This is a genomic window from Escherichia sp. MAL-1 (assembly GCF_052948035.1).
On the sequence record NZ_CM129609.1, the window covers coordinates 3,540,260 to 3,566,974 of the forward strand.

Consider the following 26,715-nt stretch of genomic DNA (forward strand, 5'->3'; position numbering starts at 1 on the left):
AGCGCTTATGGGAGTGATCCCCGCACAACGGCTACTTCTTCGGTTCGTAAGCGAGAACAGCCTTAAACTCAATATTACGTTCCTTTACGGTGAACTCACACAGCGAATCTCCGACCAGAAGCGTAAATCCCAGCACCGTTAAACACAGCACTATGACTGCCGCAAGGGCATATTTCGTCAGCATGTTTATATTGCCTCCATGCGAAGAAGGGACTACCATCCAAATTGTTCGGGTTTGGAGTGGCAGCCCCAGGGTTGATAGAAATATCTCCTGGGGCTTCATCTTTCCAGACCTCAGAGTAAACCTGAAACCGGAAAGCTTCAGGCACCCGCCGTTATCTTACCCTTCCTCAACAAAATAGCTGTTTATTTATACAGTGAGTCCTGTTTCGGACTTCTCACTCCTCATTTAATCAACTGAAGCTGAACCCGTTTTTTTCTGCATGACTCAATCGTCAAAATTCTTCGCCACCAGTCAGCACTGCCATAACTTGTCACATTGCAAAAGTAGCCAAATTGCTTCAGGCACCATCAGTTCACCATCACCAAAAAAAAGAAACATTCCAGAACTTCCGCATCTCGCCCAGCCGCTCCGACTTCTATACTGAATAGAAAACGCCAACATAAGAGAAACCTATGCCATTACCCGATTTTCATGTTTCTGAACCTTTTACCCTCGGTATTGAACTGGAAATACAGGTGGTTAATCCGCCGGGCTATGACTTAAGCCAGGACTCTTCAATGCTGATTGACGCGGTTAAAAATAAGATCACGGCCGGAGAGGTAAAGCACGATATCACCGAAAGTATGCTGGAGCTGGCGACGGATGTTTGCCGTGATATCAACCAGGCTGCCGGGCAGTTTTCAGCGATGCAGAAAGTCGTATTGCAGGCAGCCACAGACCATCATCTGGAAATTTGCGGCGGTGGCACGCACCCGTTTCAGAAATGGCAGCGTCAGGAGGTATGCGATAACGAACGCTATCAACGCACGCTGGAAAACTTTGGTTATCTCATTCAGCAGGCGACCGTTTTTGGTCAGCATGTCCATGTTGGCTGCGCCAGTGGCGATGACGCCATTTATTTGCTGCACGGCTTGTCACGATTTGTGCCGCACTTTATCGCCCTTTCCGCCGCGTCGCCATATATGCAGGGAACGGATACGCGTTTTGCCTCCTCACGACCGAATATTTTTTCCGCCTTTCCTGATAATGGCCCGATGCCGTGGGTCAGTAACTGGCAACAATTTGAAGCCCTATTTCGCTGTTTGAGTTACACCACGATGATCGACAGCATTAAAGATCTGCACTGGGATATTCGCCCCAGTCCTCATTTTGGCACGGTGGAGGTTCGGGTGATGGATACCCCGTTAACCCTTAGCCACGCGGTAAATATGGCGGGATTAATTCAGGCCACCGCCCACTGGTTACTGACGGAACGCCCGTTCAAACATCAGGAGAAAGATTACCTGCTGTATAAATTCAACCGTTTCCAGGCCTGTCGCTATGGGCTGGAAGGCGTCATTACCGATCCGCACACTGGTGATCGTCGACCGCTAACGGAAGATACCTTGCGATTGCTGGAAAAAATCGCCCCTTCCGCACATAAAATTGGCGCATCGAGCGCAATTGAAGCACTGCATCGCCAGGTCGTCAGCGGTCTGAATGAAGCGCAGCTGATGCGCGATTTCGTCGCCGATGGCGGCTCGCTGATTGGGCTGGTGAAAAAGCATTGTGAGATCTGGGCCGGTGACTAAGTCGGGAATTGCCTTACAGAAGAATATCCCTGACAATGGTGTTTTAACTTACATTTAACAATGTTATGAAACACCCTTTAGAAACCTTGACCACCGCAGCAGGCATTTTGCTGATGGCTTTCCTCTCTTGCCTGCTGCTTCCCGCCCCCGCATTGGGGCTGACGCTGGCACAAAAACTGGTGAGCACGTTCCATCTGATGGATCTTAGTCAGCTTTACACTTTATTGTTTTGTCTGTGGTTTTTAGTGCTGGGCGCTATTGAGTATTTTGTTCTGCGCTTTATCTGGCGACGCTGGTTCTCGCTGGCGGATTAAACGTCGATTATCGCCGTACTTCGCGGCATACTTTGCTTATTCTCCTTCGCCTAAAGGAACGTTTATGGATAAGCAATCACTGCACGAAACGGCGAAACGCCTGGCCCTTGAGTTACCCTTTGTCGAGCTTTGCTGGCCTTTTGGCCCGGAGTTCGATGTTTTTAAAATTGGCGGCAAGATTTTTATGCTGTCGTCGGAGCTACGCGGCGTCCCCTTTATCAATCTGAAGTCCGATCCACAAAAATCCCTGTTAAATCAGCAAATATACCCAAGCATTAAGCCAGGGTATCACATGAATAAAAAGCACTGGATTTCGGTGTATCCCGGCGAGGAAATCTCCGAAGCGTTACTTCGCGATCTGATCAACGATTCGTGGAATCTGGTGGTTGATGGTCTGGCTAAACGCGATCAAAAAAGAGTGCGTCCAGGCTAAAGCGGAAATCTATAGCGCATTTTTCTCGCTTACCATTTCTCGTTGAACCTTGTAATCTGCTGGCACGCAAAATTACTTTCACATGGAGTCTTTATGGATATCATTTCTGTCGCCTTAAAGCGTCATTCCACTAAGGCATTTGATGCCAGTAAAAAACTTACCCCGGAACAGGCCGAGCAGATCAAAACTCTCCTGCAATACAGCCCATCCAGCACCAACTCCCAGCCGTGGCATTTTATTGTTGCCAGCACGGAAGAAGGTAAAGCGCGTGTTGCCAAATCCGCTGCCGGTAATTATGTGTTCAACGAACGTAAAATACTTGATGCCTCGCACGTCGTGGTGTTCTGTGCAAAAACCGCGATGGACGATGCCTGGCTGAAGCTGGTTGTTGACCAGGAAGATGCTGATGGCCGCTTTGCCACGCCGGAAGCGAAAGCCGCGAACGATAAAGGTCGCAAGTTCTTCGCTGATATGCACCGTAAAGATCTGCATGATGATGCAGAGTGGATGGCAAAACAGGTTTATCTCAACGTCGGTAACTTCCTGCTCGGCGTGGCGGCGCTGGGTCTGGACGCGGTACCCATCGAAGGTTTTGACGCCGCCATCCTCGATGCAGAATTTGGTCTGAAAGAGAAAGGCTACACCAGTCTGGTGGTTGTTCCGGTAGGTCATCACAGCGTTGAAGATTTTAACGCTACGCTGCCGAAATCACGTCTGCCGCAAAACATCACCTTAACCGAAGTGTAATTCTCTCTTGCCGGGCATCTGCCCGGCTATTTCCCCTCAGATTCTCCTGATTTGCATAACCCTGTTTCAGCCGTCATCATAGGCTGCTGTTGTATAAAGGAGACGTTATGCAGGATTTAATATCCCAGGTTGAAGATTTAGCGGGTATTGAGATCGATCACACCACCTCGATGGTGATGATTTTCGGTATTATTTTTCTGACCGCCGTCGTGGTGCATATTATTTTGCATTGGGTGGTACTGCGGACCTTCGAAAAACGTGCCATCGCCAGTTCACGGCTTTGGTTGCAAATCATTACCCAGAATAAACTCTTCCACCGTTTAGCTTTTACCCTGCAGGGGATTATCGTCAATATTCAGGCGGTATTCTGGCTGCAAAAAGGCACCGAAGCGGCAGATATTCTGACTACCTGCGCGCAGTTGTGGATCATGATGTATGCGCTGCTTTCAGTCTTCTCGTTGCTGGATGTTATTTTGAATCTGGCGCAGAAATTCCCGGCAGCATCTCAGTTACCGCTGAAAGGGATATTTCAGGGGATTAAACTGATCGGCGCGATTCTGGTCGGCATTTTGATGATCTCGCTGCTGATTGGTCAGTCGCCAGCGATTCTGATCAGCGGTCTTGGTGCAATGGCTGCCGTGCTGATGTTGGTATTTAAAGATCCGATTCTTGGTCTGGTGGCAGGTATTCAGCTTTCCGCGAACGATATGCTGAAACTGGGCGACTGGCTGGAGATGCCGAAATACGGCGCGGATGGCGCGGTGATCGATATTGGGTTAACCACCGTCAAAGTGCGTAACTGGGACAATACCATTACCACTATTCCCACCTGGTCTCTGGTTTCTGACTCCTTTAAAAACTGGAGCGGGATGTCAGCATCTGGCGGGCGACGTATTAAGCGCAGTATCAGTATTGATGTCACCAGTATTCGTTTTCTTGATGAAGACGAAATGCAACGTCTGAATAAAGCGCATTTGTTAAAGCCTTATTTAACCAGCCGCCATCAGGAAATTAATGAGTGGAATCGCCAGCAAGGTTCTACGGAGTCGGTATTAAACCTGCGCCGAATGACCAATATTGGAACCTTTCGTGCCTATCTGAACGAATATCTGCGTAACCATCCGCGGATTCGTAAAGATATGACTTTAATGGTACGCCAACTGGCTCCAGGTGATAATGGTTTACCGCTCGAGATCTATGCGTTTACCAACACCGTGGTGTGGCTGGAATATGAAAGCATTCAGGCTGATATATTCGATCACATATTTGCGATTATCGAAGAGTTTGGTCTGCGACTTCATCAGTCGCCAACCGGCAATGATATTCGCTCTCTGGCGGGTGCATTTAAGCAGTAATTAAAAAAACCGCTCTCATCGAATGGATGAGAGCGGACATCGTTTTGTCGGATGTAGCGTGAATGCCTTATTTCCGACGCAGCGTTTTAAATGCCACAAACAGGAATACAATCCACACCGGCAGCAGGATCGCTGACAAGCGCATATCATCCATCGTGCACATCAGCAGCAAAATCATGCCGAGGAAGGCGATGCAAAGATAGTTGCCGAACGGATAAAGCAGCGCCTTAAACTGTGTTTCACGCCCCTGACGTCGCATCGCTGCACGAAAACGCAGATGCGCCAGACAGATCATAATCCAGTTCAACAGCAGCGTTGCTACCACCAGCGCCATCAGCAGACCAAACGCTTTTTGCGGCAGCAGATAGTTGATTAACACCACCAGCGAAGTGATCGCTCCGGAAAGCATCAGCGAGTTAATCGGCACACCGCGACGGCTGACGCGAGTCAAAAACTTCGGCGCATTACCCTGCACAGAAAGGCCAAACAGCATGCGGCTGTTAGAGTAAACCCCGCTGTTATACACTGACAGCGATGCTACCAGAATGACGAAGTTCAGCGCAGAAGCTACCACGTTGCTGTCGAGATTATGGAAAATCATCACAAACGGGCTACTGTTGGATTTCACTTCCACCCACGGATAGAGCGCCAGTAAAACCACCAGTGAACCGATGTAAAACAGCAGGATGCGATACACCACCTGATTTACCGCTTTTGGAATGCTTTTTTCCGGATCGCGCGCTTCAGCGGCAGTAATCCCAATCAGCTCCAGACCGCCGAAGGAGAACATAATTACCGCCAGCGACAAAATCAGCCCATTCCAGCCGGTGGCGAAGAAACCACCGTAGCGCCAGAGGTTGTCGATACTGGCTTTCTCGCCGCCGTGACCAGAAAACAGCAGCCACAGGCCAAAGCCGATCATACCGATGATCGCCAGCACTTTAATCAGCGCAAACCAGAACTCGGTTTCGCCATATAAGCGCACGTTCACCAGGTTAACGGCGTTGATGATAATAAAGAAGGCGGCAGCCCAAATCCACGTTGGAACATCCGGGAACCAGTACTGCATATAGATGCCCGCAGCGGTCAGCTCTGCCATTCCCACCAGCACGAACATTACCCAGTAGTTCCAGCCAGAGAGGAAGCCCGCAAACGGTCCCCAGTATTTATAGGCAAAGTGGGCAAATGAACCGGATACCGGCTCCTCAACCACCATTTCGCCAAGCTGGCGCATAATCAGGAAAGCGATGATCCCGGCGACGCCGTAGCCCAGCAATACAGCCGGACCCGCCATCTGAATCGCCGGGCCAATGCCAAGAAACAGACCAGTACCAATTGCGCCACCCAACGCAATCAGTTGAATATGACGGTTATGTAATCCGCGATGAAGCGTCGGCTCTTGATTCGACGCAGTATCTTCCGATACGGTTGACGCGTTTTTCACGCCTTTCCCCTGTGTGTCTTTTTTGTTGAGGGGCACCTTTTAACATTTAGTGCCCATCGTCGCAAGACACAATCCACACGGTTAAACGGGGTATCCTGCTTTTATTTCCGTACCCGATGTCGGTGCAGCCACATCAGCTTATACGCCGCCGGGATAATAAACAGCGACAGCAAAGGTGCGGTGATCATGCCGCCAATCATCGGCGCGGCAATCCGGCTCATCACCTCTGAACCAGCCCCCGTTCCCCACAGAATCGGCAGCAGACCGGCGATAATCACCGCCACCGTCATCGCTTTCGGGCGCACGCGCAGGACCGCGCCGTGATATAACGCCTCATCCAGCTTCTGCTCGCTGAATGTTTGTGGATTATTCAACGACGGCACGGCCTCTATGGCGTGACGTAAATACATCAGCATCACCACGCCAAATTCGGCGGCGACCCCGGCGAGGGCGATAAAGCCAGTGCCCGTCGCCACGGAAAGATGAAAGCCCATCCACCACAGCAACCAGATGCCGCCCACCAGCGCAAACGGTACGCTGCTGATAATCAGCAACGCTTCGCCCACCCGACGGAACGCCAGATACAACAGCACGAAGATAATCATCAACGTCATCGGCACCATGAGTTTAAGCTTATGGTTGGCGCGCTCCAGTAGCTCGAACTGCCCGGAGAATGCCACGCTGGTGCCCGGTTTTAACTGCACTTTTTCAGCTATCGCTTTTTGCAAATCGTGAACCACCGACACCATGTCACGATCGCGGGCATCGATATAAATCCAGCTCGTCGGGCGCGCATTCTCGGTTTTCAGCATCGACGGTCCGGTAGAGACTTTAATGTCGGCCACGTCTGCCAGGGTGATTTGCTGCTTCATCGGCGTCAGGATCGGCAGCTGGCGCAGTGCCTGCGGACTATCGCGCCAGCTTTGCGGATAACGCAGATTAATTGGATAACGGGCAATCCTTTCCACCGTTTCGCCAACCATCGCCCCGCCCACCGCAGAAGTCACAAACAACTGCACATCCGCCACCGTCATACCGTAACGTGCGGCTTTTTCACGGTTAATCTCAACGTTGATATAGCGCCCACCTTCCAGCCGCTCGGCAAGCGCAGAAGCTACGCCTGGCACCGTTCGCGCTACTTCTTCAATTTGCTCAGCCATCGCGTCGATATCCGCCAGCACAGTGCCGGAAACTTTAATGCCGATGGGGCTTTTAATGCCGGTTGAGAGCATATCGATACGGTTACGAATTGGCGGCACCCACAGATTCGCCAGCCCCGGCAGCCGCACGGTGTTATCCAGTTCCTCAATGATTTTGTCCATCGTCATGCCTGGCCGCCACTGCTCCTGCGGCTTAAGCTGGATGGTCGTTTCTACCATCTCCAGCGGAGCAGAATCGGTGGCGGTTTCCGCTTTCCCGGTTTTGCCAAATACCCGCGCCACTTCAGGTACGCTCATAATTAGCTTGTCGGTTTTTTGCAGCATACTCGCCGCCTCTGCTGCGGAAATCCCCGGCAGCGTCGATGGCATATACAACAAGTCGCCTTCATTGATCTGCGGTAAAAATTCCCCGCCAACTTTATTGAGCGGCCAGAGAACCGTCAGCACCGAAAGCGCCGCCACCAGCAGCGTGGTTTTCGGCCAGTGCAGTACTTTCAGCAACAGCGGATGATAAACACGAATCAAAAAGCGATTGAGCGGGTTACTGCTTTCCGGCGGAATTTTGCCACGGATCCAGTAGCCCATCAGGATCGGGATCACTACGATCGCCAGCAGCGCCGCACCCGCCATCGCATACGTTTTGGTGAACGCCAACGGGCCAAACAGACGCCCTTCCTGCCCTTCCAGGGTGAAGATCGGGATAAACGACAACGTGATAATCAGCAGACTGATAAATAGCGCCGGCCCCACTTCAACAGACGCATCGGTGATCACCTGCCAGCGCGTTTTATTATCCAGCGTGGCGTCAGGATGCTGGTGCTGCCACTCTTCCAGCCGTTTATGCGCATTCTCGATCATGACGATAGCAGCATCGACCATCGCCCCGACGGCAATCGCAATGCCACCCAACGACATAATATTGGCATTCAGTCCCTGGAAGTGCATGACAATAAAAGCAATACACAACCCCAGCGGCAACGAAATAATCGCCACCAGCGCCGAGCGCACATGCCAGAGAAACAGCGCACAGACTACCGCCACCACAATAAACTCTTCCAGCAACTTGCCGCTGAGGTTGTCGATGGCGCGGTCAATGAGCTGGCTGCGATCGTATGTTGTAACTATCTCCACGCCTTCCGGCAGACTACTTTTCAGCGTTTCCAGTTTGTCCTTCACGGCGGCGATCACTTCTCGGGCGTTTTTGCCGGATCGCAGGATCACCACCCCGCCCGCCACTTCGCCTTCGCCGTTTAGTTCGGCAATGCCCCGGCGCATCTCCGGGCCAATCTGGACCTTCGCAACATCGCGCAGATAAACGGGCACGCCATTTTCACTGGCTTTTAAAACGATGTGATTAAAGTCGTCGAGCGTTTGCAGATAGCCGCTGGCGCGCACCATATATTCCGCTTCCGCCAGTTCGATCGACGAACCGCCCGCTTCCTGGTTTGAAGCATCCAGCGCGCTTTTTACTTCGGCGAGACTGATGCCATACTGCGCCAGGCGCTGGGGATCGATAACCACCTGATACTCTTTCACCACACCGCCCACCGACGCCACTTCCGCAACGTCAGGGATGGTTTTCAGCTCATATTTGAGAAACCAGTCCTGTAATGAGCGTAAATCGGCCAGATCGTGCTTACCGCTGCGATCCACCAGTGCATATTCATAGATCCAGCCAACACCCGTGGCATCTGGCCCCAGCTCGGCGCTGACTCCCGCAGGCAGCTTACCCTGTACCTGGTTGAGGTACTCCAGCACCCGCGAACGCGCCCAGTACGGATCGGTGCCATCTTCGAAAATGACATACACATAAGAGTCGCCAAACTGTGAGAAACCGCGCACAGTCTTCGCGCCAGGCACCGACAACATGGTGGTGGTTAGCGGATAAGTCACCTGATTTTCAACGATTTGTGGTGCCTGACCGGGATAGCTGGTTTTAATAATAACCTGCACATCGGAGAGATCCGGCAGCGCATCCACTGGCGTATTAATGATGGTCCAGGTGCCCCAGATGCTCAGAAACAACGCGCCCATCAGCACCAAAAAACGGTTCGCCACCGAGCGACGAATAATCCATTCAATCATTGGTTATTCCCTCAATGCGCATGGGTAGCACTTTCAGAGCGCATCCGCTCCAGTGCGCCAGAAATATTGGCTTCGGAATCAATCAGGAACAGGCCGCTGGAAACCACCTTTTCACCTTCCGCCAGACCAGAGCGTAATGCGGTGACGCCTTGCGATGCCTGGAAAACAGCAACGCGTTTCGGTACAAAGCGCCCGTCGGCATCAACGGTAATCACCCGCTGTTCGCTGCCGGTATCAATCAGCGCTTGTGACGGAATGAGCAGCATCGGTTCGCTGGCGGTGTTGAGTTGCAACCAGGCGTTCATGCCCGGTTTTAGCGCCTCGTCGGCGTTGTCGACTTCCAGACGCAGCTGCAGCGTGCGGGTCGCGGCATCCACGCCAGGTAGCAGCGTCCATTTGCGGATGGTGAGTGTTTTATCCGGTCGCGCCGGAACGGTGAGGGTAAACTGCGAGGCATCTTTCACCAGCCAGGCGATGGACTCCGGGATCGCAGCAGTGACCCACACCGGGTCCATACCCTGAATTTTCGCGACCACGTTATCTTTGGCGATATTCATTCCCGCGCGCAGATCAAACGCGGTGATCACGCCATCAATGGGCGCTTTGAGCGTAAAGCGAGTCTGGATTTTTTGCGTGGCGATCAGGCGGCGAATATCCGCCTCCGGCATTCCCGCCAGTCGCAGCCGCTCAAGAATGCCTTCAGTCTGGGTCGCCGTACCGCCGGTTTCGCGCAGCAGTAAATACTCACTCTGCGCTTCCACCCAGTCAGGAATGGTCAGGTCGAGAAGCGGTGTGCCCTTTTGTACTTTATCGCCCACGGTAAGCGGATACACCTTGTCGATAAACCCGGCAGCGCGAGCCTGCACAATGGCATACTGATACTCGTTGTAACTGACATTCGCCGGGAAACTCTGGGCAAAAGTCAGCGGCCCGCGCGTGACGGTAGCCGTTTTCACCCCCAGATTCTGCGTCTGAGTCGGGTCAATGCGCACACCAGACGCAGAACTCTCTTCATCGGCATATTTCGGCACCAGATCCATATCCATAAACGGCGATTTACCTGGTTTATCGAACCGCGTATTGGGATACATCGGGTCGTACCAGAATAAAATTTTACGTTCTACGGTCGACGTTTTTTCTGCGGGCGGTTCCGCCTTTGCAACCCAGGTAAAACCTGCCGCAGAAATAATACCGCCCGCGATCATGCTGCCGATAATAAGCGCGATTTTTTTCATCTCATTAAACCTGGGTTACTGGCTGACTTTAATATCCTGTAATAAAGAAAGGTTGCCCTGCTGGACAAAATTAAACGCCACTTTGTCGCCAGTTTTAATTTCACTCATTTTCGTCTGCGGAGTGATGGTAAAGCGCATGGTCATCTCCGGCCAGTTCACGGCAGCAATCGGATCGTGATGGATGGTGATTTTTTTGCTTTCCAGATCAACACCTTTTACCACGCCGGTGGCACTAATGACCTGTGGTTGTGCTTCGCTCATGGTTTCATGATGATGTTCGTTAGCCTGGGCATTAAAGCCAATAACGGTAAACAGACTGAACATTGCGACTTGCAGTGCTTTTTTCATTTATTCTCTCCTGGAGTTAAAAGTCATACTCTAAATAATTCGAGTTGCAGGAAGGCGACAAGCGAGTGAATCCCCAGGAGCTTACATAAGTAAGTGACTGGGGTGAGCGAACGCAGACGCAGCACATGCAACTTGAAGTATGACGAGTATATTGCTGTCAACCGCCACCTAAGGCAGTATACAAAGAAATTTCGTTAACCTGACGGGCATAATTCAGGTCGAGTAAAGTTTGTCGGGTTGCAAATAAAGAACGCTCGGCATCCAGCACTTCCAGATAACTTACCGCGCCGTGCTGATATAATGCCCGCGCCCGTTGCAAAGTAATTTGCAGCGACGCCAGATAACGCTGCTGGGCGCTGATTTGATCGTTCAGGCTTTGACGTAATGCCAGCGCATCTGCCACTTCTTTAAAGGCATTCTGGATTTTCTGTTCATAATTCACTACCGACTGCTGCTGGCGAATTTCGGCGATATCCAGATTGGCCTGGTTGCGTCCGGCATTAAAAATGGGGATCTCAATTTTAGGAATAAAATTCCACATCCCGCTGCTGGCGTTAAATAATGACGACAGATCGCTGCTGGCGGTTGATATTCCGCTGGTCAGGCTTATAGATGGGAAAAATGCCGCGCGTGCGGCCCCAATATTGGCATTAGCCGCCATTAACGCGTGTTCAGCTTCCATAATATCCGGGCGCTGCAATAAGATTTGCGACGACAAGCCCGCCGGTAATTTAACGCTTTGCAGGCTGTCGCTGTTTACTGTTTGCGCTTGCGGCAGCTTGCCGTAGCTTCCCAGCAACAGTTGCAATGCATTATTCGCCTGCGCCAGTTCCCCCTGACGTTTAGCGATGTCGCTGCGGGTACTTTCTATCACCCCGCGAGCCTGTTCCAGCGCCAGAACATTACTGCTACCTGTCAACAGTTGTTTTTCGACAAACGCATATGACTGCTGATAATTACGCAGCGTTTCTTCAGCTATTTGCAATTGCGAATACGCCAGCTGCTGATTGAAATAGCTTTGCGCGACATTAGAAACCAGCAGAATATGCACCGCGCGTTGAGCTTCCTCAGTGGCTAAATAATTTTGTCGCTCGGCTTCGCTCATGTTCTTTAAGCGACCGAAAAAATCGAGATCAAAGCTGGCGTTAAGGCCAGTCGAGAACTCCCGCGTCGTGGCTGAATCGCCTTTAAGATTGCCGCTCCAGCTGCCGCTGCCCTCGCCATTGAGCTGTGGATAGCGGTCGGCATCGGTCAGACGATATTGCGCCCGCGCTTCCTGCACTTTCAGCGTCGCCATGCGCAAATCCCGGTTATTCACCAGCGCCTCGCTAATCAGCGTCTTTACCTGATTATCAACAAAAAAGGTGCGCCAGCCCACGTTCTGGTAGTTATCTGCTGCGTTAACCAAGCCGTTCTGGCTGAGTGAGAACTGCTGCGGCACGGGCATTGCCGGGCGCTGATAATCCGGTGCCAGTGAACAACCAGTTAGCGCAAGGGCCACACAAAATGGCAGAAGTTTACAAGGAGACATAGGCTCATAATTTCTGGTGATTTTATACCGCCAACTTTACTCGCCAGGCTCTGATTTTCCGGTGACAGGAAAATGACAAAATTGTCATTTTGCCAATAAGCGATTGCCATCTGATCCCGCTACTCTAGAATTGCCCGGGCAACATGCGGAGGAAATATGAAACTGTTGATTGTCGAAGATGAAAAGAAAACCGGAGAATACTTGACCAAAGGGTTAACCGAAGCCGGTTTTGTGGTCGATTTGGCCGACAACGGGTTGAATGGCTACCATCTGGCGATGACCGGTGATTATGATCTGATAATCCTCGATATTATGCTGCCGGACGTGAACGGCTGGGATATCGTGCGCATGTTGCGTTCCGCCAATAAAGGGATGCCGATTCTGTTGCTTACCGCGCTTGGCACCATTGAACATCGCGTCAAGGGGCTGGAGTTGGGGGCGGATGACTATCTGGTGAAGCCGTTCGCTTTTGCTGAACTGCTGGCGCGGGTGCGCACTCTCCTGCGGCGCGGGGCGGCGGTGATTATCGAAAGTCAGTTTCAGGTTGCCGATCTGATGGTCGATCTCGTCAGCCGCAAAGTCACCCGCAGCGGCACGCGCATCACTCTGACCAGTAAAGAGTTTACTCTGCTGGAGTTTTTCCTCCGCCATCAGGGCGAAGTGCTGCCCCGCTCGCTTATCGCCTCGCAGGTGTGGGACATGAATTTCGACAGCGACACTAACGCCATTGATGTAGCGGTGAAGCGGCTGCGCGGCAAAATCGACAACGACTTTGAGCCGAAGCTAATTCAGACCGTGCGCGGCGTGGGCTACATGCTTGAGGTGCCGGATGGTCAGTAAGCCATTTCAGCGCCCGTTTTCGCTGGCAACCCGCCTGACCTTTTTTATCAGCCTGGCCACCATCGCGGCGTTTTTCGCCTTTGCATGGATCATGATCCACTCAGTAAAAGTGCATTTTGCCGAGCAGGATATTAATGATTTAAAAGAGATTAGCGCCACGCTTGAACGGGTACTTAATCACCCTGACGAAACGCAAGCCCGACGCTTAATGACGCTGGAAGATATCGTCAGTGGTTATTCCAACGTGTTGATTTCCCTGGCAGATAGCCACGGCAAAACGGTGTATCACTCCCCCGGTGCGCCTGATATCCGCGAGTTTGCACGTGATGCCATACCCGATAAAGACGCGCGGGGTGGCGAGGTGTATCTCCTTTCCGGCCCGACGATTATGATGCCAGGCCACGGTCACGGGCATATGGAACACAGCAACTGGCGGATGATTAACTTGTCGGTTGGCCCGTTGGTGGACGGCAAACCGATTTATACGCTCTACATCGCGCTTTCGATCGATTTTCATCTTCATTACATAAATGATTTGATGAATAAACTTATTATGACCGCATCGGTAATCAGCATCCTGATCGTCTTTATCGTACTGTTGGCGGTACATAAAGGTCACGCGCCGATCCGCAGCGTCAGCCGCCAAATCCAGAATATCACCTCGAAAGATCTCGACGTTCGCCTTGACCCGCAGACCGTGCCCATTGAGCTGGAACAGCTGGTACTGTCGTTCAACCATATGATCGAGCGTATTGAGGATGTCTTTACCCGCCAGTCCAATTTCTCAGCGGATATCGCTCACGAAATTCGCACGCCGATTACCAATCTCATCACGCAAACGGAAATCGCCCTCAGCCAGTCTCGCAGCCAGAAGGAGCTGGAAGATGTGCTCTACTCTAATCTCGAAGAGCTGACGCGAATGGCGAAAATGGTCAGCGATATGCTGTTTCTCGCTCAGGCCGATAACAACCAGCTAATCCCCGAAAAGAAAATGCTCAACCTGGCGGATGAAGTCGGCAAAGTGTTCGATTTTTTCGAGGCGTTAGCGGAAGATCGCGGCGTGGAGTTGCGATTTGTTGGCGACGAATGTCAGGTTGCGGGCGATCCGCTGATGCTGCGTCGGGCGTTAAGCAACCTGCTTTCTAATGCCCTGCGTTATACGCCGCCCGGAGAGGCAATTGTAGTGCGCTGCCAGACGGTCGATCACCAGGTGCAAGTTACCGTCGAAAACCCCGGTACGCCCATTGCGCCCGAGCACTTACCGCGATTGTTTGACCGTTTCTACCGCGTTGACCCTTCCCGCCAGCGAAAAGGCGAAGGTAGCGGCATTGGGCTGGCGATAGTGAAATCGATTGTTGTCGCGCATAAAGGCACGGTTGCAGTAACGTCAGATGCGCGGGGGACAAGGTTTGTGATTATGCTGCCGGAGAGAGAGTGATTATTAAGTTCAAATTCAGGGTGATGCTGCCAACTTACTGATTTAGTGTATGATGGTGTTTTTGAGGTGCTCCAGTGGCTTCTGTTTCTATCAGCTGTCCCTCCTGTTCAGCTACTGACGGGGTGGTGCGTAACGGCAAAAGCACCGCCGGACATCAGCGCTATCTCTGCTCTCACTGCCGTAAAACATGGCAACTGCAGTTCACTTACACCGCTTCTCAACCCGGTACGCACCAGAAAATCATTGATATGGCCATGAATGGCGTTGGATGCCGGGCAACAGCCCGCATTATGGGCGTTGGCCTCAACACGATTTTACGTCACTTAAAAAACTCAGGCCGCAGTCGGTAACCTCGCGCATACAGCCGGGCAGTGACGTCATCGTCTGCGCGGAAATGGACGAACAGTGGGGCTATGTCGGGGCTAAATCGCGCCAGCGCTGGCTGTTTTACGCGTATGACAGGCTCCGGAAGACGGTTGTTGCGCACGTATTCGGTGAACGCACTATGGCGACGCTGGGGCGTCTTATGAGCCTGCTGTCACCCTTTGACGTGGTGATATGGATGACGGATGGCTGGCCGCTGTATGAATCCCGCCTGAAGGGAAAGCTGCACGTAATCAGCAAGCGATATACGCAGCGAATTGAGCGGCATAACCTGAATCTGAGGCAGCACCTGGCACGGCTGGGACGGAAGTCGCTGTCGTTCTCAAAATCGGTGGAGCTGCATGACAAAGTCATCGGGCATTATCTGAACATAAAACACTATCAATAAGTTGGAGTCATTACCCCGTTGAATTATCTCGCCAAACAGCGACAAAAAGTGATGTGGTGAAGGGCAAAGCGGAAACGGATAAGACGGGCATAAATGAAGAAGAAATGGCGCGCCCTGCAGGATTCGAACCTGCGGCCCACGACTTAGAAGGTCGTTGCTCTATCCAACTGAGCTAAGGGCGCGTTGATACCGCAATGCGGTGTAATCGCGTGAATTATACGGTCAACCCTTGCTGAGTCAATGGCTTTTGATCTGGTTGCTGAACAAGTGAACGACCGCGTCTGATTTTCTGATTTATTTCGCTATAGTGGCAAACAAACGCACACCGCTGCGCGTCTGAATCAAGAAAACCCGTATTTTCATGTATCAAAGTACAATTTACCGCCCTAACGGAAAATTGTCCGCTCCTATGAGACTGGTAACTATGAAACCAACGTCGGTGATCATTATGGATACTCATCCTATCATCAGAATGTCTATTGAAGTTCTGTTGCAAAAAAAGGTGATGCTGCCAACTTACTGATTTAGTGTATGATGGTGTTTTTGAGGTGCTCCAGTGGCTTCTGTTTCTATCAGCTGTCCCTCCTGTTCAGCTACTGACGGGGTGGTGCGTAACGGCAAAAGCACCGCCGGACATCAGCGCTATCTCTGCTCTCACTGCCGTAAAACATGGCAACTGCAGTTCACTTACACCGCTTCTCAACCCGGTACGCACCAGAAAATCATTGATATGGCCATGAATGGCGTTGGATGCCGGGCAACAGCCCGCATTATGGGCGTTGGCCTCAACACGATTTTACGTCACTTAAAAAACTCAGGCCGCAGTCGGTAACCTCGCGCATACAGCCGGGCAGTGACGTCATCGTCTGCGCGGAAATGGACGAACAGTGGGGCTATGTCGGGGCTAAATCGCGCCAGCGCTGGCTGTTTTACGCGTATGACAGGCTCCGGAAGACGGTTGTTGCGCACGTATTCGGTGAACGCACTATGGCGACGCTGGGGCGTCTTATGAGCCTGCTGTCACCCTTTGACGTGGTGATATGGATGACGGATGGCTGGCCGCTGTATGAATCCCGCCTGAAGGGAAAGCTGCACGTAATCAGCAAGCGATATACGCAGCGAATTGAGCGGCATAACCTGAATCTGAGGCAGCACCTGGCACGGCTGGGACGGAAGTCGCTGTCGTTCTCAAAATCGGTGGAGCTGCATGACAAAGTCATCGGGCATTATCTGAACATAAAACACTATCAATAAGTTGGAGTCATTACCCAAAAAAACAGTGAATTGCAGATTGTCCTGAAAACGGATGATTACCGCATAACCATCGATTATCTCCGAACCCGTCCTGTTGATTTAATCATTATGGATATAGACTTACCCGGAACAGACGGTTTTACCTTCCTGAAAAGGATCAAACAAATCCAGAGCACAGTGAAAGTGTTATTTTTATCATCGAAATCAGAATGCTTTTATGCTGGCAGAGCGATACAAGCTGGTGCTAACGGTTTTGTCAGTAAATGCAATGATCAGAATGATATTTTTCATGCCGTTCAGATGATCCTCTCCGGATACACGTTTTTTCCTAGCGAAACGCTTAACTATATAAAAAGCAATAAATGTAGTACGAATAGTTCAACGATCACTGTGCTATCTAATCGTGAAGTGACCATATTACGTTATCTGGTTAGCGGATTATCTAATAAAGAAATTGCCGATAAGTTATTACTTAGCAATAAAACAGTTAGTGCGCATAAATCTAATATTTATGGCAAGCTAGGTTTGCATTCAATTGTAGAGCTTATCGACTACGCCAAATTATACGAATTAATATAATATTAATTATAATTGATCATAAATATCGCATCCGCTTTCGCCACACCTGGCCGAACACCGCTGGCTAACGCTCGATAATTGGCAAAAAAGTTTAGTGTGACATTGCCATTTGCATCTACTTCCTCAGTCGGGCTCGCCTCCCCCAGTGCGAGCCGGGAGCGATCGCTATTACGTAATTCGATGGCGACGGTTTGTGCCATTGCGGGATCATCCAGAGCCAGCAGGTTGGTATCGGATGCCGGCGTTCCCGTAAATAAAATCGCAACTGAACCCGGAGGACATCCCTCCAGCCGCAGGCTAAAAGGGACGAGTGCCGTGGTATCGCCAGCGTTCAGTAATTGTGTCGTAGGCCATCTGCCTAAATCTACCGTCTTATCAATATCCGCTGTGTTTACGGTACAGGAGAAATCAACAACGTTACCGTGCAAATTGATATTAATCGTTCCTAAAGGGTCAGCTGCCCATCCAATGGAACTCCACAGTAACCCGCAGAAACAGCTAAAGAGTACTCTTCTCATTCTCCGTACCTCATTGATAATCGACGCGTAAATACCCCAGCGCGCTAAACGGCCCCTCGGTCGGTTTTTGACCGGTAATACTGATAGGCCAGGCGCGAAGTGTGACATTGGCTGCCGCAGCTGCATCCAGACGGAAAGGAATAACGCTATTGAGATCGTTAGGCGTAATCGGCGTATCGTTCTGATCGGCGACAATAAAACCTAAATCCTGATTGTCCGACACCATCGCCTGACCAGAAACGGCACTGGCTTCCAGACGCATTGTTAAATAAGCCTGCGCAGCAACATTCGTACATTTGACCGCAATGCTCTTGGTTTGCGGCATGACGCCAGCTGGTCGATTCCCCGGCCCTGCCGCACTAAATAACGATGCGCCGATATCACCAAAATCAAATTCAACAATCTGCCCGGCATTTAATTCGCAGTTTTGCGGCACTTCAACCCGGCCACCAAAACTAATGGTATAAACAGGTGTAACCAACGGATCGTAAGGCGTTGATGTCACATACACGGTAAACATCACCTGTCTGGGGATCTCCACCATGTTAATAAAGGGACGAATAACCTTTAAACGAAATATTAAACGAGAATCCATCACCCCGAATGGAAGGTTTTGCGAAACGTTAGGATCTGTTCCCATCCGAATATAATTTTGCGGGGGGAACTGAATATCCATCACACTATCAACCAGACTCATCGCACCTAATAGATAATCATGTAATTGCATATATTTATAATTATCGATAGTTTCCTGAACAATAAAGTTGGTGACATAACTACGGTATGTATAATTCACCAGCGTACCGGGTGGACAAATTGCTGAGACACCTACCCAGCCGGATTTTTCCGGTAAAACAACAATCTGCCCTGGCTGGTTATTGGTGCTATTAAAGATATTTGAGAGATCATAGTGTTCATCTTCTGCTACGCCAGTACTATTTGCACAAACAGTAGCCCAGGATATGTTTGCCAGACACAAACATGCCATCGCCAATAATAATCTGCAGATTATCTTATTGATAATTTCCTTTATGAGCCAGGATGTGTGCAAACTGCCGAAATAACAGTGACGGCTTGCTGTAAGCTTTGCTTCGGCAATACATAGTGCGCAATGCAGCGTGAGTTCGCGCCGTCTCCCCACTGAACCAGTAATTCACCAGACAATGGCGCACCACTTAAATAAACTTGCCCGTCATCACCCACCATACTGGTTATTCCGGTACTGTTTTCCCGTACCAGTGATCCAAACGGCACCGGTTTTCTGCCCTGGGTAACGGTAATGAGCGCCCGCACGCCTATGCGGGTATCAAAATTGGCACGAACCAACGCGCCTTGCGTCGGCACAACGCTGCTAATATTTTTTTCAACATCGATGGAATTCCCCATCGTATTGGTATCAAGCGCGATACGGTTATACCGATAAACCGTGGCATACGGCATCACCGCATAGCCGCGCCAGTCGGTTAAAATGCCAGTTTGATTTTCAATGCGTACACCGCCTGCGCCAGGCGCTTTAATCAAAACATTGGTATCCCCTAAAGGCTGGCTCAGCGTTATGCCATTTTCATGCCCGACCACACCGCCAGACAGCTGCCAGTTAACGTCATGTTGATCGCGGTCGTAGTTATACCCGACCCCCAGCGTACCGTAAGCGGCCTGCCAGTTTGCCGTGGCGCTGCCCGTATACCCATTATTCGAGGTATCACCCTGGCTTACGTGATAACTCAGGTTGTGGCCTTCCAGTAAGGTCCCACCTACACCTGCCAGCCAGCTATTTTGCCCGTTGCTGTTACGGTTGGCGTTAAAGGAGGCATAAGCGCGGTCGAGCGCATTTTCCCGGGTGTAGCGACGTTTGGTCAGAACATTGAAAGGCACTGAAACATTAAGTCCGACAATACGTTCGTTATCGGGGTTCCCTACAGATTCATTCCACGAAAATGAGAGTGAATAACTGATGCCAACCCAGCTGCTGGTATACCCCACCTGATACCAGGTATCTGAATCCGAAGTATTCCAGTATTTTTGATGGGTACCAGAGATATAAAGCGAGCCAAAGTCATTAAGTGATTGTGAAATATTTAACTGCAAACGGTCTTTACGGCTAAAGCGTAAATTGTGGTAATTCACGATTATCGGTTCATCGCGATGCTCACCGTCGTAATCGTAATCATATTCGTACCCCTCCATTCGACGATACGCAACATCATCAAGGGTATAAAAACCTTGTGTCGAATAGCGGTAACCCATTAACTGAAAATTGGTGCCGAAGGTGTTCATCGATTTCGCATAGAGGAAGCGAATGGAATCCCCCTCATGACGACTGTCGTCGGCTAACTGACTGCGCGCATGGGTCACATCCAGCGACACTGTGCCCCAGTTCCCGAGGTTGCGCCCCAGCCCTAATAAAAAGGCGGTGTAATTGGCAGATAATTGCGTCCCGCCGTAGGCAGTAAATTCCTGTGGTAAACCGCCGAGTGCCGTACCCTGAAAAAAGAAAGGCGATGATTGCTGACTATTACCGCTACGAAAATCGCCCGCCGTCAGGTCAAATTTGAAACGCCCTTCGCGTTGTAAAATTGGCACTGTTGAATACGGAATTGTGTAATTCTGCTGATTACCATCGCGCTCGTCGATGGTGACGTCCAGATCGCCATTTGAAGATGTCGGGTGCAAATCTGTAATTTCAAAAGCGCCGGGGGAAACATAGCTTTGATAGATAATAAAACCATTTTGCCGAATCGTTAGCTGGGCCGCCGTACGGGCAATCCCACGTACTGTTGGGGCAAACCCTTGCTGGCTATCAGGATACATATTATCGGAAGAGTAAAGCCGTATACCACGAAATCCAACACCATCGAAAATATCACTTCCTGTATTGCCGTCTCCCATTACCAGTTCACTTTTCAGCGGAATAATGGCGCGCTGTACCCAGGTGCCAATATTATTCCACTGTTCTGAATGATATCCATTTCCGCGAAAATAGTTCCAGGAACCATTGTTGCGTAAACGCCACGGGCCAATATTAATCCCGCTGAGCTCACTAAAAAAATAGCTATCGTTACCATTACCTCTGTTACCGGTGAAATTATAATTCAGGAGTAAAGCAGGAATACCTTCATCCCACTCTTCAGGCGGAATGTAACCGTGAGCGCTACTCAACAACGCTATCTGAGGAATAGTGATGTTCAGGCGCATCGCTGCAAAATCAAAGTTAATTGTGGCATCAGGTACAGCTTTCAGTAAATTGATGCATTTATTGTTTTGCTGCTGGGCTAACTCGGGAAATGCACTGCTATTAAGGCTAATTCGTTCAAGGAGTACCTGGTTAAAACAGGGCATTAACCCACCTGATTTATCACCTGTATTTTCTGTTGTCGATTCAAATACGATATCCTGTGAACCAATGAACTCATCATTACGCCAGAGATCTACCCGATACACGCCCGCAGGTTGATGATTACCTCTCTCAAAGCGCGATAAATCAGCAACGGATGTGCCATTCTCTAATAAAAATGCCGGGTTGAAATAACTTTCCGCATAGCTTAAAAAGGAGGGTAAAATGGCAAGAGATGAATAACAAATTCCGGCCAGACACCAGGTATACCTCTGCGGAATATCCGTAGTAGTGGGTATTTTCATAATTAGCTCTGATATTGTCAGATGATTCGGTTAGTTTAAGTTCACTTTTCTGACCGGGGTTACTGAACCATAATCATTAACGGTCTGAAATTTCAGCTTTCCCTGCACTCCTGAGGGTAAGGGAATTTGTGAATTAACTCTGGGTGCAGCCATAGCATTCCCCAACTTTTGGTTGCCCACTTGTAAGTTAACCAGAGTGACATAAAAAGGTGAGGGATTATGAACATTGATATAGTTACCGGATCGCGAAAACTTGAGTGTGTCCGGTGCTTCTGCGGGTAATTCTTGTAATTGAATTAGACGGAGAAATAATTTCATGCGCGATAAAATCGCCAGTTGCAAAACATTCCTGCCGTTCAATGCATTTTTATCTACCGAAGGGATCGTCTTAACATTCATCCAGAACAGAGACTCACGATCTGCTGCCAGCGGTGGACCGGTGTAAATAATACGCAAGGTATTTTCGCTTTTGGGTTCACTAACAAACAGTGGCGGTGTAATGATGAATGACTTTTCTTTTACACCGCTGCTGTTTTCAATCCACGAATTGACCAGAAAGCGCTCATTGGTATGGCTATTTCTAATCCATACCGCAGTCTGTTTAGCATCAGCGGGATAAATAATACGCGTGGCACCTAATGCGATCCCTCCGGCAGCATGGGCGCTGGCCGAAATGATTAAATAAAATATAATGAGCATCAATAACTTTATTTTAGTCATCATAGTTAATACGCCTTGTGTATTCCTGACGGCAAAAATAAGAAATATAAAGAAATGATTGCTTTGGTTTCTTACAACACATCATTCCCTTTTCATTTAATAAAGCGGCATGATACAAAGTGAACATGATTTCGATTTACATTGCCACCATACCGCTTCAGACAACCGGTACATTACTTTGTTATAAGACGTGATATATAATTCAAAACAACGTGGTTTTGATTATTCGTATCTCATAATAAAAGTCGCGTCAGCATTTGCTTGCCCTGCTGATGCACTTGTACCGGTGCCTTTATAACGTGCAGAAAAATGAAGAACGTTGGTCCCGGGGATCAAGTTCTGGTTGGTTGAGAAGCTATTCCCATCAGGTTTGAGAATTGCGGATGTATTATCAAGTATTTCAATACCGACACCCGTTGCTGTTGTTGTATTGGTACTGGATGCAATGGCCAATAAATTATCATTGATTGCATCAGCCTGACCAGAAAATGCAACGGCAGCATTAGCGGCAACAACAGGATCGCAGTCGTTCAACTGAATGGTGAATGGAATTAATGCAGAGGTATTACCAACAGCATTGAAAATATCGGTACGATATTGACCGAGTGTGACAACCTGGTCTGCCGAGTCAGTATTCACTGAACAGGCAGCATTCACCAGTTCGCCTTCAAAGTGAATTGTACCGCCATCTACAACGGCAGCATAACTACCCGTAGCGGCGAATAGTGCGGCAGCCAGCGCAGACGAAATAAATCTTAATTTCATATATATTCCTTCAATCTCATTTATCGACTCCACATCCGTATATAACCGATTACTTTATTTAAGACACTGATAGTAGTAAAATTCCTTTTTATCCTCTAAGAATGTCTTAATTGAAAATATGCACTCTATTCTAAAAAATAGAGAGCCCCGTTAGATGAATACTTTCGCGCAAAATATATTCAACACAAATATAGACCTGAAGCGGTAAATTACCAGGCTGAAAATTCTTTTTATATTGTCAGGTATTTCTTAAATTATCTTAATCCTTAAACAAGGAAATAAATCAGTTCCAGATTTACAACGCCATCATGGACGAAAAATGAAGCTTTCAATCTCAGCGACCTCAGCGACGGTGCGCCTCACCTTCGCAAGAGGTCGCTTCACGCGATAAATCTGAAACGAAACCTGACAGCGCGCCCCGCTTCTGACAAAATAGGCGCATCCCCTTCGACCTACGTAACAGATGGAATCCTCTCTCTGATGGCAGCAAAGATTATTGACGGTAAAACGATTGCGCAGCAGGTGCGCTCTGAAGTTGCTCAAAAAGTTCAGGCGCGTATTGCAGCCGGACTGCGGGCACCAGGACTGGCCGTTGTGCTGGTGGGTAGTAACCCTGCATCGCAAATTTATGTCGCAAGCAAACGCAAGGCTTGTGAAGAAGTCGGGTTCGTCTCCCGCTCTTATGACCTCCCGGAAACCACCAGCGAAGCGGAGCTGTTGGAGCTTATCGATGCGCTGAATGCCGACAACACCATCGATGGCATTCTGGTTCAACTGCCGTTACCGGCGGGTATTGATAACGTCAAAGTGCTGGAACGTATTCATCCGGACAAAGACGTGGACGGTTTCCATCCTTATAACGTCGGTCGTCTGTGCCAGCGCGCGCCGCGTCTGCGTCCCTGCACCCCGCGCGGTATCGTCACGCTGCTTGAGCGTTACAACATTGATACCTTCGGCCTCAACGCCGTGGTGATTGGCGCATCGAATATCGTCGGTCGTCCAATGAGCATGGAACTGTTGCTCGCAGGTTGCACCACTACCGTGACTCACCGTTTCACTAAAAATCTGCGTCACCACGTAGAAAATGCCGATCTGTTGATCGTTGCCGTCGGCAAGCCGGGCTTTATTCCTGGTGACTGGATCAAAGAAGGCGCAATTGTGATTGATGTCGGCATCAACCGTCTGGAAAATGGCAAAGTTGTGGGCGACGTCGTGTTTGAAGACGCGGCTAAACGCGCCTCATACATTACGCCTGTTCCGGGCGGCGTTGGCCCGATGACGGTTGCCACGCTGATTGAAAACACGCTTCAGGCGTGCGTTGAATATCATGATCCACAGGGTGAGTAACATGGCGACATTTTCTTTAGGTAAACATCCGCACGTTGAGCTGTGCGATTTGCTGAAACTGGAAGGCTGGAGCGAAAGCGGCGCGCAGGCGAAAATCGCGATTTCCGAAGGCCAGGTGAAAGTCGACGGTGCGGTTGAAACGCGCAAACGCTGCAAAATCGTCGCCGGTCAGACAGTGAGTTTTGCAGGTCACAGCGTACAGGTTGTTGCCTGATCCCTTTCCCGGCCTGTATCAACAGGCCGGTTCTCTTTTCAGACTTTTGCCCTCTACGCCCCGTTCATCCATGCTGATAGCATCGACATTTTGCCGAAGCGACCATCATGCCAACCGTTATTACGCACGCCGCCGTTCCCCTATGCATTGGTTTAGGGTTGGGTTCGAAAGTCATCCCTCCGCGTCTGTTATTTGCCGGAATCATCCTGGCGATGCTGCCCGACGCCGACGTATTGTCGTTTAAATTTGGCGTTGCTTACGGCAATGTTTTTGGTCATCGCGGGTTTACCCATTCGCTGGTGTTTGCGTTTGTTGTCCCGCTGTTATGTGTGTTTATTGGACGCCGATGGTTCAGGGCTGGGCTGATTCGCTGCTGGCTGTTTTTAACCGTCTCGTTGCTATCGCACAGCTTGCTGGATTCGGTAACCACTGGCGGTAAAGGCGTTGGCTGGCTGTGGCCGTGGTCAGATGAACGCTTTTTCGCTCCCTGGCAGGTGATAAAAGTCGCGCCGTTTGCATTGTCTCGTTACACCACGCCGTACGGGCATCAGGTGATTATTTCTGAATTGATGTGGGTGTGGTTGCCGGGGATGCTACTGATGGGAATGTTGTGGTGGCGCAGACGATAACCGGATGCGAAAACTCGCATCCGGCAATAGCGCAATTACTTACGACGCCAGGTGGTCCCTTGCGGGCCATCTTCCAGCACGATCCCCATCTCGTTAAGACGATCACGCGCCGCATCCGCCGCCGCCCAGTCTTTCGCTTTACGGGCATCCAGACGCTGTTGAATTAACGCTTCAATCTCAGCCACTTCGCTGTCGTCTGCCTGCGCGCCGCTTTGCAGGAACGCTTCCGGTTCTTGCTCCAGCAGGCCCAATACAGCGGAAAGTTTACGCAGGTGAGATGCCATTGCATTCGCCGCTGCCATATCTTCTGCTTTCAGACGGTTTACTTCACGCGCCATATCAAACAGCACGGAATAGGCTTCCGGGGTGTTGAAATCGTCGTCCATCGCTTCAATAAAGCGCGCTTCAAACGCTTCGCCACCGGCAGGCGCAACGGTTTTATCTGTGCCGCGCAGCGCAGTGTAGAGACGCTCCAGCGCCGCACGCGCCTGCTTCAGGTTCTCTTCGCTATAGTTCAGCTGGCTGCGATAGTGGCCCGACATCAGGAAGTAACGCACGGTTTCCGCGTCGTAGTATTTCAGCACATCGCGCACGGTAAAGAAGTTACCCAGCGATTTGGACATCTTCTCGCGGTCAACCATCACCATCCCCGAGTGCATCCAGTAGTTCACATACTGACCATCATGGGCACAGGTGGACTGCGCGATTTCGTTTTCGTGGTGCGGGAACATCAGGTCTGAACCGCCGCCGTGGATATCAAAGTGGTTACCCAGCTGCTTGCAGTTCATTGCCGAACATTCAATGTGCCAGCCAGGACGACCCGCGCCCCACGGAGACGGCCAGCTCGGTTCGCCCTCTTTCGACATCTTCCACAGAACGAAGTCCATTGGGTTGCGTTTGTCGTCGACCACGTCAACGCGCGCGCCTGCCTGCAGCTGGTCGAGATCCTGACGCGACAGCACGCCATAAGTTGGATCGGTCGGGACGTCGAACATCACGTCGCCGTTGTCCGCCACATAAGCGTGACCTTTGGCGATCAGTTGTTCAGTGAGTTCAATAATTTCTGCGATATGGTGCGTCGCGCGCGGCTCCATATCCGGGCGCAGAATGTTCAACGCATCAAAATCTTTGTGCATTTCGGCGATCATGCGATCCACCAGCGCCACAAAGCTTTCGCCATTTTCATTGGCGCGTTTGATGATTTTGTCGTCGATATCGGTAATGTTGCGCACATACTTCAGCTTATAGCCGAGGAAACGCAGATAGCGCGCAACCACGTCAAAAGCAACAAAGGTACGCCCGTGACCGATATGACAGAGATCGTAAACGGTGATTCCACACACGTACATGCCGACTTCCCCGGCGTGAATAGGCTTAAATTCCTCTTTTTGGCGTGTCAGAGTATTGAAGATTTTTAGCATCGAAGATTCCGTTTAGACATGTGTGGGTAATTGAGTTGCGTATAATACCCATATTTCCCGCGCGAATCAGCATACATTGCGTGATGATCCGATCGTGCGGTTATGCTATAACACCACCCTATATATGACCCGAACTGGGTTGAAGCACCAATCAAACGGAACAGGATGCAAA

At 50.2% G+C, this 26,715-nt stretch carries 24 protein-coding genes, 1 tRNA gene and 3 pseudogenes; 15 read left to right on the plus strand and 13 right to left on the minus strand.

Features of this window, described 5'->3' with window-relative positions; translation table 11 throughout:
• Positions 1-31: 31 nt before the first annotated feature.
• Complete coding sequence (gene hokE, locus ACU8XX_RS17675; RefSeq protein WP_000956455.1) at positions 32-184, minus strand: type I toxin-antitoxin system toxin HokE; 153 nt, start codon at positions 182-184, stop codon at positions 32-34.
• Here hokE and ACU8XX_RS17680 point away from each other — a divergent pair.
• The 6 genes and pseudogenes from ACU8XX_RS17680 (at position 153) to ybdG (ending at position 4,604) form a co-directional block, all read left to right on the plus strand.
• Positions 153-421: pseudogene (locus tag ACU8XX_RS17680) on the plus strand (hypothetical protein). The gene hokE and the pseudogene ACU8XX_RS17680 overlap by 32 nt on opposite strands.
• A 215-nt stretch (positions 422-636) precedes the next feature.
• Positions 637-1,755 carry a YbdK family carboxylate-amine ligase gene (locus ACU8XX_RS17685; protein ID WP_016241964.1) on the plus strand — a complete coding sequence of 373 codons (1,119 nt, stop codon included), beginning with the start codon at positions 637-639 and terminating at the stop codon, positions 1,753-1,755.
• A gap of 65 nt (positions 1,756-1,820) precedes the next feature.
• The gene (locus tag ACU8XX_RS17690; RefSeq protein WP_000682514.1) at positions 1,821-2,069 is read left to right on the plus strand and encodes a DUF1158 domain-containing protein; all 249 of its coding nucleotides are present in this window, start codon (positions 1,821-1,823) and stop codon (positions 2,067-2,069) included.
• Between the two features lie 64 nt (positions 2,070-2,133).
• A complete protein-coding gene (locus tag ACU8XX_RS17695) occupies positions 2,134-2,502 on the plus strand; it encodes an MmcQ/YjbR family DNA-binding protein (RefSeq protein WP_000360951.1) in 369 nt (122 codons plus the stop codon).
• A 93-nt stretch (positions 2,503-2,595) separates the two neighbouring features.
• On the plus strand, positions 2,596-3,249 hold the full coding sequence (nfsB, locus tag ACU8XX_RS17700; protein WP_000351464.1) for an oxygen-insensitive NAD(P)H nitroreductase: 654 nt from the start codon (positions 2,596-2,598) through the stop codon (positions 3,247-3,249).
• A gap of 107 nt (positions 3,250-3,356) precedes the next feature.
• Positions 3,357-4,604: a mechanosensitive ion channel YbdG gene (ybdG, locus tag ACU8XX_RS17705; RefSeq protein ID WP_016241963.1), complete on the plus strand. Its 1,248-nt coding sequence runs from the start codon at positions 3,357-3,359 to the stop codon at positions 4,602-4,604.
• A 67-nt stretch (positions 4,605-4,671) separates the two neighbouring features.
• On the opposite strand, the gene pheP is transcribed toward ybdG, so the two are convergent.
• The 5 genes from pheP to cusC form a co-directional block, all read right to left on the minus strand.
• Positions 4,672-6,048: a phenylalanine transporter gene (pheP, locus tag ACU8XX_RS17710; protein ID WP_000786320.1), complete on the minus strand. Its 1,377-nt coding sequence runs from the start codon at positions 6,046-6,048 to the stop codon at positions 4,672-4,674.
• 101 nt (positions 6,049-6,149) lie between these two features.
• Positions 6,150-9,293 (minus strand): Cu(+)/Ag(+) efflux RND transporter permease subunit CusA, encoded by a 3,144-nt coding sequence (gene cusA / locus ACU8XX_RS17715; protein WP_444247969.1) that lies wholly within the window; start codon positions 9,291-9,293, stop codon positions 6,150-6,152.
• Positions 9,294-9,304: 11 nt separating this feature from the next.
• The gene (cusB, locus tag ACU8XX_RS17720) at positions 9,305-10,528 is read right to left on the minus strand and encodes a Cu(+)/Ag(+) efflux RND transporter periplasmic adaptor subunit CusB (RefSeq protein ID WP_000717166.1); all 1,224 of its coding nucleotides are present in this window, start codon (positions 10,526-10,528) and stop codon (positions 9,305-9,307) included.
• A 15-nt stretch (positions 10,529-10,543) separates the two neighbouring features.
• Positions 10,544-10,876 carry a Cu(+)/Ag(+) efflux RND transporter periplasmic metallochaperone CusF gene (gene cusF / locus ACU8XX_RS17725; RefSeq protein ID WP_000709873.1) on the minus strand — a complete coding sequence of 111 codons (333 nt, stop codon included), beginning with the start codon at positions 10,874-10,876 and terminating at the stop codon, positions 10,544-10,546.
• A gap of 157 nt (positions 10,877-11,033) precedes the next feature.
• On the minus strand, positions 11,034-12,407 hold the full coding sequence (cusC, locus tag ACU8XX_RS17730) for a Cu(+)/Ag(+) efflux RND transporter outer membrane channel CusC (RefSeq protein ID WP_000074249.1): 1,374 nt from the start codon (positions 12,405-12,407) through the stop codon (positions 11,034-11,036).
• Positions 12,408-12,563: 156 nt separating this feature from the next.
• Here cusC and cusR point away from each other — a divergent pair, with 156 nt between their 5' ends.
• The 3 genes from cusR (at position 12,564) to ACU8XX_RS17745 (ending at position 15,457) form a co-directional block, all read left to right on the plus strand.
• A complete protein-coding gene (gene cusR / locus ACU8XX_RS17735; protein WP_000770953.1) occupies positions 12,564-13,247 on the plus strand; it encodes a copper response regulator transcription factor CusR in 684 nt (227 codons plus the stop codon).
• The gene (gene cusS / locus ACU8XX_RS17740; protein ID WP_000253805.1) at positions 13,237-14,685 is read left to right on the plus strand and encodes a Cu(+)/Ag(+) sensor histidine kinase CusS; all 1,449 of its coding nucleotides are present in this window, start codon (positions 13,237-13,239) and stop codon (positions 14,683-14,685) included. The genes cusR and cusS overlap by 11 nt, the downstream gene beginning before the upstream one ends.
• A 74-nt stretch (positions 14,686-14,759) precedes the next feature.
• Positions 14,760-15,457, plus strand: a protein-coding gene (locus tag ACU8XX_RS17745) for an IS1-like element IS1A family transposase (protein ID WP_103215986.1) whose coding sequence is annotated in 2 segments (ribosomal slippage) — positions 14,760-15,009 and positions 15,009-15,457 — 699 coding nt in all. Because the reading frame shifts where the segments join, the coding sequence is not laid out codon by codon here.
• Positions 15,458-15,562: 105 nt separating this feature from the next.
• Here ACU8XX_RS17745 and ACU8XX_RS17750 read toward each other — a convergent pair.
• Positions 15,563-15,639 (minus strand) — tRNA-Arg (locus ACU8XX_RS17750).
• Between the two features lie 242 nt (positions 15,640-15,881).
• Here ACU8XX_RS17750 and ACU8XX_RS17755 point away from each other — a divergent pair.
• The 3 genes and pseudogenes from ACU8XX_RS17755 to fimZ form a co-directional block, all read left to right on the plus strand.
• Positions 15,882-15,956, plus strand: a pseudogene (locus ACU8XX_RS17755) (fimbria biosynthesis transcriptional regulator FimZ); the annotation flags it as partial.
• 57 nt (positions 15,957-16,013) lie between these two features.
• Positions 16,014-16,711 (plus strand): IS1-like element IS1A family transposase gene (locus tag ACU8XX_RS17760; RefSeq protein ID WP_103215986.1). Its coding sequence is split into 2 segments (ribosomal slippage): positions 16,014-16,263 and positions 16,263-16,711, totalling 699 coding nucleotides; the frame shifts between segments, so codons are not numbered across the junction.
• Positions 16,712-17,290: pseudogene (gene fimZ, locus ACU8XX_RS17765) on the plus strand (fimbria biosynthesis transcriptional regulator FimZ); the annotation flags it as partial.
• A gap of 2 nt (positions 17,291-17,292) precedes the next feature.
• On the opposite strand, the gene sfmF reads toward fimZ, so the two are convergent.
• From sfmF to fimA, 5 genes are all read right to left on the minus strand, one after another.
• Positions 17,293-17,808, minus strand: coding sequence for a fimbria assembly protein (gene sfmF, locus ACU8XX_RS17770; protein ID WP_001255226.1), 516 nt, complete (start codon positions 17,806-17,808; stop codon positions 17,293-17,295).
• Between the two features lie 10 nt (positions 17,809-17,818).
• Positions 17,819-18,796, minus strand: coding sequence for a type 1 fimbria D-mannose specific adhesin FimH (gene fimH / locus ACU8XX_RS17775; RefSeq protein ID WP_001301128.1), 978 nt, complete (start codon positions 18,794-18,796; stop codon positions 17,819-17,821).
• 41 nt (positions 18,797-18,837) lie between these two features.
• Positions 18,838-21,447 carry a fimbrial biogenesis usher protein gene (locus ACU8XX_RS17780; RefSeq protein WP_016241957.1) on the minus strand — a complete coding sequence of 870 codons (2,610 nt, stop codon included), beginning with the start codon at positions 21,445-21,447 and terminating at the stop codon, positions 18,838-18,840.
• 30 nt (positions 21,448-21,477) lie between these two features.
• Complete coding sequence (fimC, locus tag ACU8XX_RS17785) at positions 21,478-22,170, minus strand: type 1 fimbria chaperone FimC (RefSeq protein WP_154311833.1); 693 nt, start codon at positions 22,168-22,170, stop codon at positions 21,478-21,480.
• Positions 22,171-22,389: 219 nt separating this feature from the next.
• Positions 22,390-22,932, minus strand: coding sequence for a type 1 fimbrial major subunit FimA (fimA, locus tag ACU8XX_RS17790; protein WP_000776555.1), 543 nt, complete (start codon positions 22,930-22,932; stop codon positions 22,390-22,392).
• A gap of 480 nt (positions 22,933-23,412) precedes the next feature.
• On the opposite strand from fimA, the gene folD reads away from it, so the two are divergent.
• The 3 genes from folD (at position 23,413) to ACU8XX_RS17805 (ending at position 25,122) form a co-directional block, all read left to right on the plus strand.
• A complete protein-coding gene (gene folD, locus ACU8XX_RS17795; protein WP_000729155.1) occupies positions 23,413-24,279 on the plus strand; it encodes a bifunctional methylenetetrahydrofolate dehydrogenase/methenyltetrahydrofolate cyclohydrolase FolD in 867 nt (288 codons plus the stop codon).
• A gap of 1 nt (position 24,280) precedes the next feature.
• Positions 24,281-24,493, plus strand: a complete 213-nt coding sequence (ybcJ, locus tag ACU8XX_RS17800) for a ribosome-associated protein YbcJ (protein ID WP_000190293.1) — start codon at positions 24,281-24,283, stop codon at positions 24,491-24,493.
• Between the two features lie 107 nt (positions 24,494-24,600).
• Positions 24,601-25,122: a metal-dependent hydrolase gene (locus tag ACU8XX_RS17805; RefSeq protein WP_001143542.1), complete on the plus strand. Its 522-nt coding sequence runs from the start codon at positions 24,601-24,603 to the stop codon at positions 25,120-25,122.
• 35 nt (positions 25,123-25,157) lie between these two features.
• Here ACU8XX_RS17805 and cysS read toward each other — a convergent pair whose 3' ends face one another.
• The gene (gene cysS / locus ACU8XX_RS17810) at positions 25,158-26,543 is read right to left on the minus strand and encodes a cysteine--tRNA ligase (RefSeq protein ID WP_000912345.1); all 1,386 of its coding nucleotides are present in this window, start codon (positions 26,541-26,543) and stop codon (positions 25,158-25,160) included.
• Between the last annotated feature and the right edge of the window lie 172 nt (positions 26,544-26,715).

What these genes read in the sequence shown, in the direction of transcription:
- hokE (WP_000956455.1), bottom strand. Translation starts at nt 184, where the DNA reads ATGCTGACGAAATATGCCCTTGCGGCAGTCATAGTGCTGTGTTTAACG.
- ACU8XX_RS17685 (WP_016241964.1), top strand. Translation starts at nt 637, where the DNA reads ATGCCATTACCCGATTTTCATGTTTCTGAACCTTTTACCCTCGGTATT.
- ACU8XX_RS17690 (WP_000682514.1), top strand. Translation starts at nt 1,821, where the DNA reads ATGAAACACCCTTTAGAAACCTTGACCACCGCAGCAGGCATTTTGCTG.
- ACU8XX_RS17695 (WP_000360951.1), top strand. Translation starts at nt 2,134, where the DNA reads ATGGATAAGCAATCACTGCACGAAACGGCGAAACGCCTGGCCCTTGAG.
- nfsB (WP_000351464.1), top strand. Translation starts at nt 2,596, where the DNA reads ATGGATATCATTTCTGTCGCCTTAAAGCGTCATTCCACTAAGGCATTT.
- ybdG (WP_016241963.1), top strand. Translation starts at nt 3,357, where the DNA reads ATGCAGGATTTAATATCCCAGGTTGAAGATTTAGCGGGTATTGAGATC.
- cusA (WP_444247969.1), bottom strand. Translation starts at nt 9,293, where the DNA reads ATGATTGAATGGATTATTCGTCGCTCGGTGGCGAACCGTTTTTTGGTG.
- cusB (WP_000717166.1), bottom strand. Translation starts at nt 10,528, where the DNA reads ATGAAAAAAATCGCGCTTATTATCGGCAGCATGATCGCGGGCGGTATT.
- cusF (WP_000709873.1), bottom strand. Translation starts at nt 10,876, where the DNA reads ATGAAAAAAGCACTGCAAGTCGCAATGTTCAGTCTGTTTACCGTTATT.
- cusC (WP_000074249.1), bottom strand. Translation starts at nt 12,407, where the DNA reads ATGTCTCCTTGTAAACTTCTGCCATTTTGTGTGGCCCTTGCGCTAACT.
- cusR (WP_000770953.1), top strand. Translation starts at nt 12,564, where the DNA reads ATGAAACTGTTGATTGTCGAAGATGAAAAGAAAACCGGAGAATACTTG.
- cusS (WP_000253805.1), top strand. Translation starts at nt 13,237, where the DNA reads ATGGTCAGTAAGCCATTTCAGCGCCCGTTTTCGCTGGCAACCCGCCTG.
- sfmF (WP_001255226.1), bottom strand. Translation starts at nt 17,808, where the DNA reads ATGAGAAGAGTACTCTTTAGCTGTTTCTGCGGGTTACTGTGGAGTTCC.
- fimH (WP_001301128.1), bottom strand. Translation starts at nt 18,796, where the DNA reads ATGGCATGTTTGTGTCTGGCAAACATATCCTGGGCTACTGTTTGTGCA.
- ACU8XX_RS17780 (WP_016241957.1), bottom strand. Translation starts at nt 21,447, where the DNA reads ATGAAAATACCCACTACTACGGATATTCCGCAGAGGTATACCTGGTGT.
- fimC (WP_154311833.1), bottom strand. Translation starts at nt 22,170, where the DNA reads ATGATGACTAAAATAAAGTTATTGATGCTCATTATATTTTATTTAATC.
- fimA (WP_000776555.1), bottom strand. Translation starts at nt 22,932, where the DNA reads ATGAAATTAAGATTTATTTCGTCTGCGCTGGCTGCCGCACTATTCGCC.
- folD (WP_000729155.1), top strand. Translation starts at nt 23,413, where the DNA reads ATGGCAGCAAAGATTATTGACGGTAAAACGATTGCGCAGCAGGTGCGC.
- ybcJ (WP_000190293.1), top strand. Translation starts at nt 24,281, where the DNA reads ATGGCGACATTTTCTTTAGGTAAACATCCGCACGTTGAGCTGTGCGAT.
- ACU8XX_RS17805 (WP_001143542.1), top strand. Translation starts at nt 24,601, where the DNA reads ATGCCAACCGTTATTACGCACGCCGCCGTTCCCCTATGCATTGGTTTA.
- cysS (WP_000912345.1), bottom strand. Translation starts at nt 26,543, where the DNA reads ATGCTAAAAATCTTCAATACTCTGACACGCCAAAAAGAGGAATTTAAG.